12 protein-coding genes are annotated in these 12,395 nt (G+C 68.5%); 6 read left to right on the top strand and 6 right to left on the bottom strand.

The window, feature by feature from the left end:
• Nucleotides 1-22 precede the first annotated feature (22 nt).
• Nucleotides 23-1,105 (top strand): DNA polymerase IV, encoded by a 1,083-nt coding sequence (gene dinB / locus ILT43_RS14360; protein ID WP_204199667.1) that lies wholly within the window; start codon nucleotides 23-25, stop codon nucleotides 1,103-1,105.
• A gap of 4 nt (nucleotides 1,106-1,109) precedes the next feature.
• Here dinB and ILT43_RS14355 read toward each other — a convergent pair whose 3' ends face one another.
• The 3 genes from ILT43_RS14355 to ILT43_RS14345 form a co-directional block, all read right to left on the bottom strand.
• Complete coding sequence (locus tag ILT43_RS14355) at nucleotides 1,110-2,183, bottom strand: patatin-like phospholipase family protein (RefSeq protein WP_204199666.1); 1,074 nt, start codon at nucleotides 2,181-2,183, stop codon at nucleotides 1,110-1,112.
• Nucleotides 2,180-2,701, bottom strand: coding sequence for a ferritin-like domain-containing protein (locus tag ILT43_RS14350; protein ID WP_204199665.1), 522 nt, complete (start codon nucleotides 2,699-2,701; stop codon nucleotides 2,180-2,182). Before ILT43_RS14350 ends, ILT43_RS14355 begins: the two co-directional genes overlap by 4 nt.
• Before the next feature lie 106 nt (nucleotides 2,702-2,807).
• Nucleotides 2,808-3,557: a DUF6683 family protein gene (locus tag ILT43_RS14345; protein ID WP_204199664.1), complete on the bottom strand. Its 750-nt coding sequence runs from the start codon at nucleotides 3,555-3,557 to the stop codon at nucleotides 2,808-2,810.
• Nucleotides 3,558-3,700: 143 nt separating this feature from the next.
• Here ILT43_RS14345 and ILT43_RS14340 point away from each other — a divergent pair, with 143 nt between their 5' ends.
• Nucleotides 3,701-4,906: an MFS transporter gene (locus tag ILT43_RS14340; RefSeq protein WP_204199663.1), complete on the top strand. Its 1,206-nt coding sequence runs from the start codon at nucleotides 3,701-3,703 to the stop codon at nucleotides 4,904-4,906.
• 1 nt (nucleotide 4,907) lies between these two features.
• Nucleotides 4,908-5,177 carry a DUF1294 domain-containing protein gene (locus ILT43_RS14335; protein ID WP_204199662.1) on the top strand — a complete coding sequence of 90 codons (270 nt, stop codon included), beginning with the start codon at nucleotides 4,908-4,910 and terminating at the stop codon, nucleotides 5,175-5,177.
• Here ILT43_RS14335 and ILT43_RS14330 read toward each other — a convergent pair whose 3' ends face one another.
• On the bottom strand, nucleotides 5,178-5,831 hold the full coding sequence (locus tag ILT43_RS14330; protein WP_211534555.1) for a glutathione S-transferase family protein: 654 nt from the start codon (nucleotides 5,829-5,831) through the stop codon (nucleotides 5,178-5,180).
• Nucleotides 5,832-5,927: 96 nt separating this feature from the next.
• Between ILT43_RS14330 and ILT43_RS14325 the strand changes: the two genes are divergently transcribed.
• On the top strand, nucleotides 5,928-6,329 hold the full coding sequence (locus tag ILT43_RS14325; protein ID WP_204199660.1) for a hemerythrin domain-containing protein: 402 nt from the start codon (nucleotides 5,928-5,930) through the stop codon (nucleotides 6,327-6,329).
• 24 nt (nucleotides 6,330-6,353) lie between these two features.
• Here ILT43_RS14325 and ILT43_RS14320 read toward each other — a convergent pair whose 3' ends face one another.
• Together ILT43_RS14320 and ILT43_RS14315 are read right to left on the bottom strand one after the other, a co-directional pair.
• Entirely contained in the window at nucleotides 6,354-7,097 is a 744-nt protein-coding gene (locus ILT43_RS14320) for a glycosyltransferase family 2 protein (protein WP_204199659.1), read from the bottom strand.
• Nucleotides 7,098-7,120: 23 nt separating this feature from the next.
• Nucleotides 7,121-10,072 carry a TonB-dependent receptor plug domain-containing protein gene (locus ILT43_RS14315; RefSeq protein WP_204199658.1) on the bottom strand — a complete coding sequence of 984 codons (2,952 nt, stop codon included), beginning with the start codon at nucleotides 10,070-10,072 and terminating at the stop codon, nucleotides 7,121-7,123.
• A 121-nt stretch (nucleotides 10,073-10,193) separates the two neighbouring features.
• Here ILT43_RS14315 and ILT43_RS14310 point away from each other — a divergent pair, with 121 nt between their 5' ends.
• Entirely contained in the window at nucleotides 10,194-11,516 is a 1,323-nt protein-coding gene (locus tag ILT43_RS14310; RefSeq protein ID WP_204199657.1) for an extracellular solute-binding protein, read from the top strand.
• Nucleotides 11,513-12,394 carry a carbohydrate ABC transporter permease gene (locus ILT43_RS14305; RefSeq protein WP_204199656.1) on the top strand — a complete coding sequence of 294 codons (882 nt, stop codon included), beginning with the start codon at nucleotides 11,513-11,515 and terminating at the stop codon, nucleotides 12,392-12,394. Before ILT43_RS14310 ends, ILT43_RS14305 begins: the two co-directional genes overlap by 4 nt.
• The last annotated feature ends 1 nt before the right edge of the window (nucleotide 12,395 follow it).

Raw genomic sequence — 12,395 nt, 5'->3', positions numbered from 1 at the left:
CCGATGTTGCTATAGGCCAGTCATGCCCAACGGATCGGTACGCAAGATCATCCATGTCGACATGGACGCCTTCTTCGCCTCCGTGGAGCAGCGCGACGATCCGTCGCTGCGCGGCAAGCCCGTCGCGGTCGGGCATGGCGCGGCGCGCGGCGTGGTCGCGGCGGCGAGTTACGAGGCGCGCGCGTTCGGGGTGAAGTCCGCGCTGCCGTCGGTGACGGCGCAGCGTCGATGCCCGGACCTGATCTTCGTACCGCCCCGGTTCGACGTGTACCGCACGGTGTCGCGGCAGATCCACGCGATCTTCGCGGAGTTCACGCCGGTGATCCAGCCCCTGTCGCTGGACGAGGCGTATCTGGACGTGACCGCAAACCTGGCGGGGCTGCCGACCGCCTGGGCCACCGCCAAGGCGATCCGCGCGCGCATTCTGGAGGAGACGGGGCTGACCGCGTCGGCGGGTATCTCGTACAACAAGTTTCTCGCGAAGCTGGCGTCCGATCACCGCAAGCCGAACGGCCAGTTCGCGGTGACGCCCGACATGGGGGCTGATTGGGTAGAGACGCTGCCGGTATCGAGGTTCCACGGCGTCGGCCCGGTGACGGCGGCGAAGATGAAGCGGCTGGGGATCGAGACGGGGGCCGACCTGCGCGCGAAGTCGCTCGACTTCCTTGAACGGCATTTCGGCAGTTCGGCGGGCTGGTATCACGCGATCGCGCGCGGTGAGGACGACCGGCCGGTCAATCCCGATCGCGTACGCAAGTCGTCGGGGTCGGAAACCACCTTCGATCGCGACCTGACCGAGCCGGCCGAGATCGAGGCGGGCGTCCTGCGCATGGCGGACGATGTCTGGGCGTGGTGCGAGAAGGCGCGGATGTTCGGCCGCACCGTGACGGTGAAGGTCAAGTTCCGCGACTTTCGCCAGATCACCCGCAGCCGCAGCCAGATGGGTGCCGTGGCCGATCACGCGACCCTGCGTGCCGCCAGCCTCGACCTGATCCGGTCGATCTACCCGCCCGAAACCGGCATTCGCCTGGTCGGCGTCACCGTGTCCAACTTCGAGGATCCCGCCGATCGGGATGCCGCCGGGCTACCCCTGTTCGACGCTTGATCGCTTACCCTGCAGGGCGAAATGGCCGCGGGGCGAGATCGTAACGAACCCTTCGCAGAAACGGCGGACCGGATGCCGCCGGGTCGGCCGCGTAGACAGTCAGCCCCGGCTCCCCGATCGCGATGCGGCCGGCGTCGAGATCGGCGAGCGCCCGCTGCATGTCGCGCTGCCCCGACAGCCAGCGAGCGCGCACCGATTCAGGCGAGAAATCGAACGCCTTGCCGACCACCTCCTCGTCCTGATCCGTATAGGCGATGTGCAGCAGCGTCACCGACGCAGCATCGCCGCGTCGCGTGCGTTCGTCGAACACCGCTTGCCACGCGGCGATCGCCCGTCGGCTTTGCGTCGCGAAGATCAGGTCCTGCATGCGCTCGGCGGCTTCGGTCACCGTCGTGGGGGCGGGCCGGTGGAGGGGCAACAGGTCGATCGCGATGCAGAGCAAGGGTCGTTTCGCGGAATCTGCGAGGACCGCATCGAGCGGCAGGTTGGCGGAGACGCCCGCATCCGCGATCAGGCGACCCCCGATCCATTGCGGCGGAAACGCCGGCGGCAGCGCGCAACTCGCCCGCAGATGCGCGATCGACAGCGGATCATGCGCGGTGTCGAACATTACGTCCTCGCCGCTTTCGAGATCGACCGCCGTCGCGGTGAACCGTGGCGATCCGCTATTCAGGCGGTCGAGGTCGATCGACTGCTCCAGCGAGCGCGCGAGGGGTGCGGTGTCGTAAAGGCTGGGCGGCTCCATGTTCATCGTCATGGCGCGCGGTGTGAACAGGCCGGGCCGTCCGGCCGCCGCCGCGGTGGCCGCCGCGGCGGACCGGCGCAGCGTCTCGGCCGCCGTGAAAAGAGGCGGTCCGGATGCCGGCCGCCAGAACGATCTCAGCGCCGCCAGCCGCTCATCGCGACGATTGCCGCAGATCAGCGCCCCGACGATCGCGCCGGCCGAGGCACCCGCCACCCGGTCCGGCTCCAGTCCGCGGTCGTGCAGCGCCTCGTAAACGCCGCCATGATAGGCCCCCAGCGCGTTGCCGCCGCTGAGGGCCAGCGCCAGATCATGGCGCGTAGGGGTGTCGCTCAATGGCTGGCCGTCTCCCCGGCGGCACGGCGGGCGGCGTATTTCAGCGTCAATGGTGCGTTGTGCTCGTCGATCCAGGCGGCCATCGCCTGTTCCTCCCGCAGCGACGTCTGCAACAGCGCGGTCGGTCCACCGAAGCTGCCCGCCTCCGCCAGCGCGATCAGCGACGTGTAGCTCGCTGCCTCGAAATTCTCGAACGCGTAGTTGGCGAAGCTGTTCTTCAGGATTTCGTCGGGCGCGAACACATGCGCCAGCGCGGCGAGGTTGCCGGAGATCGAGAGCGCGAAATCCTTTACCGCCGAATGCGTCTCTCCGAAGCCGGACAGGATTTCCTCGACGCGCTGGATCTGCTGCTCGGTTTCGCCGCGGTGGCGGCGGAGCGCGTCTTCGACCTCCGGATAATCCGCGAGATGGTCGAGTTGGCGGTCGATCAGCGCCAGCGCCTGATGTTCGACGCCGTGGACGTTCTTCAGGCCGGTGACGAACAGCGATTGGACGACGTCGTTGGGGAGGGTGGCCATGCGGCGCTCCTTATCGTGCAGTGTTGAACCAACCCCCCGAACGTCTCGGCCTTCGCAAATGTCCATGTAAAATCAATAACTTGATGCAGGTTAGAGGCTCCTCGGCCTACGGCACCAGCCCCGCCGGCGTCATGCGCAGCCGGGCAAGGTCGAGCCCGGTCTGTTGGCGGTAGAATCGCGCGATACCACGCCGGAACGACTCCAGCCGCCCGTCGCGCTTGGCGGCTGCGGCGGAAGTGCCGACCGCGAAGGCGGAGACCTTCAGTTCCTCGCCGACGCGGGTCCGTGTGTCCGGGTTCTTCATGGCGGGATTGACGAGGAGGTTGCCCGCGACCTGACGCCGCAGCCCCTTCATCTGCGCCTGTGTCGCGTCGCCTCCCGTGATCGTCTCCCACCCGATCGCGAGGAAGGTCGCCATGATGTCGGCGGTGTCGTTCGCGTCGAGCCCGGGCTTGCGCATCGCCGCCTGCATCTCGCCCGTGATGTCGCGCCCCTGAAATCCTGCGGTGATCGCCGCCGCTTCCTTGGGGCTGCTGCGGGCCACCCCGGCAAGATAGGCGTCGACGGCGCGCTTCCGGGACGCGGGCGTGCTGACGAACGGCAGCCGCGCATCGGACGCTCGGGGCGTGGCGGCGCTGGTCCTGGCGGCGCGCTGGCGCGGTGTCGATGCCCGGGCTGATCGACCACGCCGCTCGCCACGCGCGGTTTCCTCGACCGACAGGCCGTCGATGACGCTGCTGGTCAGTGCCTGACTCTGCGTCGAGAAATCCATCAGTGACATATAGGCGTCCTGCGCAGCCGCCGGACCTGCGGCCAACATGAGCAGACCCAGTCCGGCGAGGAAAGGTTTCGTCACGGCAATCCCCTTTTTCGTTGCTTCGAGACGATAGAAGCCCTGACTTCCCGTCAGGTTCCTGCACGGTCACGGGTGGTATTTCACCGTGGATGCGCCGACAGTCGCGGTCATGGCGACGCGATGATCGCCGGCGGGAGCAAGGCTTGCACGAGACGACCCTGGACAGGCCACGCTGGCGATCGGTCGGTTTGCTGGCGGCGTTCGCGCTGGCGAACATCGGCGGGGTGATCGCGTATTTGCCACTGCTGACGCTGTTGCTGCCGATCAAGGTGGACGTCATCGCCGGCAATGCGCGGATCGGCGTGCTGACCGCGGCGGTCGTCGCGGGATCGCTCGCCGCCAGCGGTTCCAACATCGTGTTCGGGTGGCTCGGCGACCGCGCGGTGGAGCGGGGACGTGGCCGGCGCGCCGGAATGGCGACCGGGTTGGCGGCGACGATCGCCTCCTATGCGCTGGTCGCGATTGCCGCCACGCCGGTGGCGCTGGTGCTGGCGATCGTGGTGTTCCAGATCGCGGTCAACGCGCTGCTGTCACCCCTGTTCGCGTTGATGGCGGAGGAGGTGCCGGACCGCGACAAGGGCGTCGCCGGCGGGCTGCTGGCGCTGGGCAATCCCGTTGCCTCCGCTTTCTCGGCAGCGGTCGTCGCGACGCTTGTGCTGGGGGAGATTGGCCGGCTCGCCGCGGTCGCGGTCGCCATCGCGGCCTGTTTCCTGCCGCTGATGATGCGCCGATCCGCGCCGGTGGTGGTGGCCGAAGCGGAGGTGGCCGCGTCGGCGCTCGACGACCGCGACCTGATCGTGGCACTCGGCGCGCGCCTGCTGGTGCAGGTCGCGAGCGGCGTGCTGTTCGTCTACCTCCTCTATTACCTGCGCGGGATGTCCCCGGTCGAGGATTCGTCCACGGTCGCGACGCGCGCGGGGCAATTGCTGACGATCGCCTTCATCGCCCCGCTGCCGGTGGCGGTGCTGGTCGGGCGGGTGTCCGACCGCGTCGGCCGCCGCAAGCCGTTCCTGCTCGGGGCCGCCGTGGTGGCTGCGGCGGGGTTGCTGGGCATGGCGGGGGCGGAGGGCGCGATCGTCGGCGCGACGATGTTCGGGCTGTTCGTGATGGGGCATGCGGTGTTCCTGTCGCTGCATTCGGCGTTCGCGATGCAGTTGCTGCCGAACCCGCGGCGGCGGGGGCGCGATCTGGGCCTGCTCAACCTGGCCAATACGCTGCCGTCGCTGCTGGGGCCGCTGCTGACCTGGTGGCTGGCGACACCGACCGATTTCGATGCCGTGCTGATCGTGCTGGCGGTGCTGACGGTCGGCGGTGGGCTGGCGATGCTGGCGGTACGGGGGCGGCGGTGACATGCCGACCCTGATCCTGGTCTGGCTGGTGGCCATCAACCTTTGGACGATGCGCTGTTTCCGGCACGACAAGCACGCTGCGATCCAGGGCCGCCGCCGCACGCCGGAAAGCGAGCTGCTCGGCCTCGCCTTGCTGGGTGGGTCGCCGGGCGCGTTCGCCGCGCGTCGCCTCTATCGGCACAAGACGCGCAAGGAGCCTTTCTCCACGCAGCTGAGCGTCATCGCCGCGATCCAGATCGGTGCGGGGGTGGGGCTGTTCTTCGCGTGGTAGTCAGCCGGCCGCAGCGTTGCGTTCGAACACCTCCAGCTGCGCCGCAAATGCCCGCCGGAACGCCGGCCGCGCCTCTCCGCGCGCGACATAGGCAGCGATGTTCGGGTATTCGTCCAGCAGGCCGGAGCTTTTCAGCCGCCGCAGGACCGCGATCGTCAACAGGTCGCCCGCGCTGAATCCGCCGTCCAGCCACTCCGTATCGTCGAGGCGGCGGGACAGGTCGCCCAGTCGCGTCCGTACGCGGGCGTCGAGCATCGCCTGCCGCTCCGCGAACCACGCTCGATCCTGCTCGAACAGCGTTGCGAGGGAGCGTTCGACGATCGGCGGCTCAATCGTGCTCAGCGCCGCGAACATCCACGCGATCGCCCGTGCCCGCGCATCGGCGTCGTGGGGCAGCAGCCCGGCATGACGTTCGGCAATGTGCAGCACGATCGCACCGGACTCGAATAGCGTCAGGTCGCCGTCCCGGTAGGTGGGGATCTGGCCGAAGGGTTGCGCGCTGCGATGCTCCGCCGCCTTCACCGCCGCGAATGACAGGAGCTGTACGTCGTACGCCAGCCCCGCCTCCTCCAGCGCCCAGCGCACCGGCATGTCGCGCGCCAGCCCGCGACCCCGATCCGGCGAGGCCTCGAACGCGGTGATGGTGATCGTCATCAAGTCGTCCCCTCCCTGCGTCGAATAGCATCGTTCTGGCTGTTTAACGACTTCGCAAGCTGGCCGGCCAACAGTCGGGGGTCAGGGGAGCGAAGCATGCTGAGCAGGGCCGATCTATCGCAGGAACATGCCGAACTCGCGCGGCTTGCCGCCACACTCGGGGCGCAGGCGCGGTCGGACCGTCCCGACGTGGCCGGGGTAGCGGGAGTGCGGTGGCAGTTGACGCGCAAGCTGTTGCTGCACCTCGCGAAGGAGGACAAGCTGCTCTACCCGAAGCTGAAGAATGGGTCGGACCCGGTCGCGGCGCGGCTGGCGGAGCGGTTCAGTGACGACATGGGCGGACTGGCCGCGACGTATAACGCCTATGTCGCGAGCTGGTCGGCGACTCGGATCGAGGCGGAGTGGCCCGCCTTCTGCATTGAGACGCAGGCGGTCGTCGCGGCACTGAGCGACCGGATCGCGCGCGAGGAGCGCGAACTCTACCGCCACATCCACTGAAGCCGTCAGCCGGCACTAAAGCCGTCAGCCGGCGACGAGATCCGCCAGATAGGGATGCGCCAGCACCCGCGCGGCGTTCTTCGCGCCGATGGCGTGGTCGGCGACCAGCCGGTGCCCGGCCACCGTGCGGTACAGCGCCACGGTCTGTCCGATCCGCGCGAAGGTCGCGCCGGCGGCGGCGGCGCGGGTGTAGTAGTCCCAGTCATTGCAGTTGTGAAAGCTGGGGTCGAAGCCCGCGACCGTGTCGAACGTCGCCCTGCGGACGATCGACCAGCTCGGCCCGATTACCCCGCCGGTCGCCAGCGCGCGCCGGATATCGCCGCCGTCCCAGCCGCATTCCGGCTCCCCCGGCGCGCCGCCGCCCTCGACCCGCGCGAAGCGGCCGACGATCACGTCCGCCGTCTCCGTCACCGGCCACGCGAGTAGCGCCGCCGCCGCGCCCGGCAGCCACACGTCGTCGCTGTCGAGAAACGCGATCCACGGCGACGAGCACAGCGCCGCGCCGACGTTGCGCGCGTTCGACGCACCGCCGTTGCGCGGCAGCACCATCGCCTCGACGCTGGCGTGCCGCGCGGCCAGGGCGCGGATAACCGTGCCGCCGGCGTCGCGCGATCCGTCGTCGACGATCACGATCCGCGCGGGCGGCTGCGATTGCGCGAGGACGCTCGCCACCGCATCCGCCACGACATGCGCCCGGTCGAAACACGGAATGACAACGTCATAGGCGGGCAGAACGGGGGCGAGCGGGATCGGATCGTTGTGAGGCATGATGTCGCTTGGCAGGAGAGGGGTTAACGCCCGCCGAAACGGACCTTGGCTCCCATGTAGAAATACCGGCCAAGCGAGGGAATGGGCAAATCGTAGCTGTCCTCGTCCGGCTTGCGATCCGCCAGATTGTTGACGCCGCCATACAGTGCGAAGCCGCTCGGCAGCGCATACTGGACCTGCACGTCATGCTGCCACAGCGCGTTATAGCGCAGTAGGTCGGCAGGGGCGTAATCGGGATTGTTGTCGGTCGTGTTCTTCGAGAAGCGGCGGACGCGATCGAACCAGCGCAGATTGTAGCTGAGCGTCAGCCCCTCCAGCGTCCAGCTGGGCGAGAAGACGAAGTTGTATTTGGGCCGGCCCGGCTGATCGACCTGATCCTCGACCTGCGCACCCGGCGTCGCGACCGTATCGAGCCGGTGCAGGTAGCCGCCGACGAAGCGGATATCGAAATCGCCGGCGCTGCCGGCGCGCACGCGATAGGCGATGTTGAGGTCGAGGCCGGCGGTGCGGAAGCGCGAGACGTTCTGCGGCTGCACGGTGAAGCCACTGATATAGCCCGTACCCTGCTGCCGGCTGATCGCCGCGCAATAGACGTTGTCGACGGTCGGCTGGTCGACGCACAGTTCCGCGATCGTCTGCGCGCCAGGCGTGCTGATCGCGTTGCGCAGGCGGATATCGTACCAGTCCGCCGCGATCGTCAGGCCCGGTACGAAGCGCGGGCGCAGGACCGCGCCGGCAGTCCAGGTCCGCGCCGTCTCCTCGCGCAGATCGGGATTACCCTGCTGCGATCCGGGGATGAACGACACCGCATTGGGGTTGTTCGCGGCGGTGAAGCCGGCGAGATTGCCGCCCGCCGCCGCGATCAGCGTGGCGCAGTTGGCCGCGCGCGTGGCGGTGCCGTTGCCACGCTGCTCCGGATAGCAGGGGTCGGTGAAGAAGCTGCTGGCCCCGGTCAGCGGCGTGAACAGTTCGCCGATATTGGGGGCGCGCACCGCCTCCCCGTAACTGCCGCGGAAGCTGATGTCGCGAATGGGCGCATAGACGCCGTTGAACTGATAGGCGCGGGTCGAGCCGATCGTCGAGTAATCGGAGTAGCGGCCCGCCGCACCGATCGACAGCGTCTCGGCGAACCGCTTCCCCTCCAGGATCGGGGCGTTGACCTCCCCGAACGCTTCCCACACGTCGAACGCGCCGCGCGACGGCGTCGGAATCACGAACTCGTCATACTGGTAGAACAGGCCGCGAGTCAGGTAATCGTTGGGCGAGAAGCTGCTGCGTTCCTTTCGATACTCCGCGCCGGTCGCGAACTGCACCGGTCCACCGGGCAGGCGGAAGAACTGGCCGAGATCGCCGGTGATCGACGCGTTGACGACATGCTGCTCGATCCGCGCCGCGCTGCTGTTGTCGAGCTGGAAGAAGTCGAGGCTGGCGGGATCGGCGGTGCCTGCACCAAAGGTGTTGATCGGGATGCAGCCGCTGCCCGCGCCGGGGGTGAAGGTCACCGCGGGCGTCTGCAACGCGGCGGGGTTCAGGTTCGACCGGCACGTCGCGCGGCCGGTCGCCGGATCGATTACCGCGTCCAGCGCCGCCAGATAGCGGTCGTTCAGCCGATCGTTGATCTTGGTGATGCGGACATCGGTGCGGCCATAGGTGTAGTACACGTCGTAGGTCGCGTGATCGGAAATGCTGCCGGTCAGGTCGGCGACACCGCGCCACGTCTGCCGCCGGTCGCTTTCGCCGTGGCGGCCGAAGTCGAGATTGTCGCGCACCGACGATACGCTGGTCAGCCCAGCCGCAAGCGCGGCGTTGCGGATGCTGGCGGGCAGGAATGCGTTGTCGAGCGTGAAGGTGGCCGGGTAGTTGCCGGTCGGGCTGTCGAACGTGGTCGCCCGGACCTGCACGAACTTGCCCTCCAGCGACAGCTTGGCCGCGTCGCTGAAGTCGTAATGCGTCAGCACGTTCGCGCCGTGGCGGCGGATGCGCGGCAACAGGTCGCCGACGAAGCCCGCGACCGGGGTCGCGTCGCCACCGGTGGCGTAGAAGGCGGCGGGGGTACCCGGGTTATAGAGTTGGCCGTCGCCCCGGAACAGCGTGCCGGCGACATCGATCAGGCCGAAGGGCGATTCGCCCGGATAGCGCAGGTCGCCCTGCAGCACGTTGTCCGGCACGTTAGGGTCGTCGCCGACATCGGCGTCGTTGGGGATCAGGTAGCGGCGGCGGTTCTGGCGCAGGTACGACCGGTCGTCGTTCGCCAGAGGATCGTCGGCGTTATATTCGTACGCGACGGTGACGTTGCCGCGGCCGTTGCCGAAATTCTGCCCCGCCTGGATTGATGCGAAGCGGTTGGCGGCGTCGCCCCGCTGGGAGATGCCGAATTGGCTGCGCGCCGACACCCCCTGAAAATCGCGCTTCAGGATGAAGTTGACGACACCGGTGACGCCGTCCGCGCCGTAGACCGCCGACGCGCTGCCGGTCAGCACGTCGACCCGCTCGATCAGGTCGGTCGGAATGGAGTTGATGTCGACCGCGGCGGAGTTGATCTGGCCTGCGACATGCCGCCGGCCGTTGACCAGCACCAAAGTCCGCGCCGGCCCCAGACCGCGCAGGTCGAGCAGGTTCAGCCCCGCTGCGCCGAACGGCTGGGAATTCAGCCGGTCCGATCCCGCCGTCTGCGTGCTGTCGACCGAATTGGTCAGCGCCGGTACGCGTTGCAGGAAGTTGGTGACGTTGGTGTTGCCCGACTGCTGGATGTTGGCAGCGTCGAAGGATACGATCGGGTTGGGCGCGGCGAAGTCCGGCCGCGCGATGCGCGATCCCGTGACGACGATGTCGGCGGCTTCCGGCTCTGCCGGAGTTGTGGCCTCGGCCGCACTGTCCTGAACAGGTGCGGGCGCAGGTGCGGTCTGGGCGTGGAGCGGCATCGCGATCACGGCGGCGGTGCCGGCCAGCAACGCGCGGAAACGGTACGAGATCATGTGGTCTTCCCCTGCCGACGCAGCCCCTTGGCCGTCGTCGTCGTCGCACGCGTGAACGGTTGACGTCACGCGATCAATCAACTGGATCGTGCGGGACGCTTCCAAATCCTCGCGAAGAAACATGGATCACCACTTGATGCTGGCCGGTGCCGAAATCGCCTGCCACAAAGCGCGCATGAAGTGCGGGCGCGAGCGCAGCGGCGGCGTGACGCGACGGGGGGTGCTGGCCGGGGCGGCGGCGACCGGGCTGGCCGCCTGCACCACGCGCCGCGATCCGAACGCGCTGCGGCTGTGGGCGATGAGTTACGAGGGGGATTATTCGCCCCACCTGATGCCCGCCTTCACCCGCGCGACCGGTATTCCGGTGGAGGTGCAGTCGCTGCCCTGGACCGCCGCGCACGAGAAGCTGCTGACCGCGCATGCGGGCGGTGCGCTGCCGGACGTGATGATGCTGCCGAACGGCTGGGTGGGGGAGTTCGCGCTGGTCGGCGCGATCGCGCCCGTCACCGACGGAGCGTTGCTCGCGGACCTGTTCCCCGCGACGCTTGCGACGGTGGAGCACCGCGGCGTTTCACACGCGGTGCCGTGGTCGGTCGCGCCGCAGGTGCAGTTCTATCGCCGCGACCTGCTCGCGGACGCGGGCTACGATGCACCGCCCGAGGACTGGGCGGGCTGGCGCGAGATGGGCCGGCGGCTGAAGCGGCGGCGACCGGACGATTACGCGTTCCTGATGCTGTTGAACTGGTGGGACGCGCTGTTCACCTTCGCCAGCCAGACCGGCACGTCGCTGCTGCGCGAGCGCGATACGCGCGGCAATTTCCGGAATCCGGCCTTTCGCGAGGCGCTGGCCTTCTACCGCTCGCTCTTCGACGAGGGGCTCGCGCCGCCGATCGTGTCGACCGAGATGCAGGACCCGCTGGCCGCCTTCGCTCAGGGGTATTTCACGATCTATCCGAGCGGCCCGTCGCTGCTGCTCGACCTGCATCGCCGCCGTAGCGAGATCGCCGCCGATCGCTGGGGCGTCGCGCGGATGCCCGGACCGCGCGGTCCCGGCCCGGTGTCGGGGGTCAGTGCGGCGCTGGCGGTGTCGCGCACCTCGACGCGGCCGGATGCAGCGTGGGCGCTGGTCCGGCACATGACCTCCGCGGCCACGGAATTGCGCTTCCAGACGCTGATCGGCAATCTGCCCGCCCGGCGCAGTGCGTGGTCCGACCCGCAACTGACCGCGCCCGCGCTGGCGCCCTTCGCGGCGCAGATGCTCGACCTGTCCGTCGACCCCAACATCGTCGAATGGGAGCGCGTCCGCATCGAGGTGCAGTTGATTGCCGAACGCGTCGTCCGCCACCTGATGACGATCGACGAGGGGCTGGCGACGATGGACCGACGCGTTGACCAATTGCTCGCCAAACGCCGTGCGCTGGTGCAGGCGGGAAAGCTGGCATGACGCGTCAGGAACGCGCCGCGTGGATGTTCACCGCCCCGGTGCTGGCGATCATCCTGCTTGTGCTGGTGCTGCCGACCGTGCTGGCGCTGGCGCTCAGCGTCACCGACTACAGCCTCTACGCACTGGCGGATTGGTCGAACCTCGGTTTCGTCGGGTTCGGCAATTTCACCGATCTCGCGCGGACGCCGCTGTTCTGGCGGTCGCTCGGCAACACCGCACTGTTCGCCCTGCTCGGCGTGCCGGCGGCGATTGGGCTGTCGCTGGCGACCGCGCTGCTGCTCGACGCGAAGACGGTTCGGTGGAAGCCGCTGTGGCGCGTGCTGCTGTTCGCGCCCTATGTCACCAGCGTCGTCGCGACCGCGGTCGTCTGGCGATTCCTGCTCAACACGCGGTTCGGGCTGGTCAATTATGCGCTGGGCTGGGTCGGCATCGGCCCGGTCGACTGGCTGGGCGATCCGCACGCGTCGATCCCGGCGATCCTGATCTTCGTGACGTGGAAGATCTTCGGGTACAACATGATCGTCTTCACCGCCGCGCTGTCGGCGGTGCCGGGCGACCTGATGGAGGCGGCGCGGCTGGACGGCGCGGGGCGATGGGCGCGGTTCCGCCACGTCACGCTGCCGGCGATCGGGCCCACGCTGCTGCTGGCCGCCGTGATGAGCGTCGCCGGCTTCCTCCAGATCTTTGCCGAGCCGTACGTGATGACGCTGGGCGGTCCGGCGCAGAGCACCACGACGGTGCTGTATTTCATGTATCAGGAGGGGTTCACCTGGTGGAATCTGGGCCGCGCATCGGCGGTGGCGTTCGTGCTGTTCGTGCTGATCCTGATCCTGACCTTCGTGCAGGCGCGGATCGGGCGGCGGTACGAATGGCTGTGAA

The sequence above is a fragment of the Sphingomonas longa genome, from assembly GCF_016892685.1.
Classification (GTDB): Bacteria; Pseudomonadota; Alphaproteobacteria; order Sphingomonadales; family Sphingomonadaceae; genus Sphingomonas; species Sphingomonas longa.
Note: the sequence above shows the minus strand (reverse complement) of the source record. Positions and strands in the feature narration are given on the sequence as shown.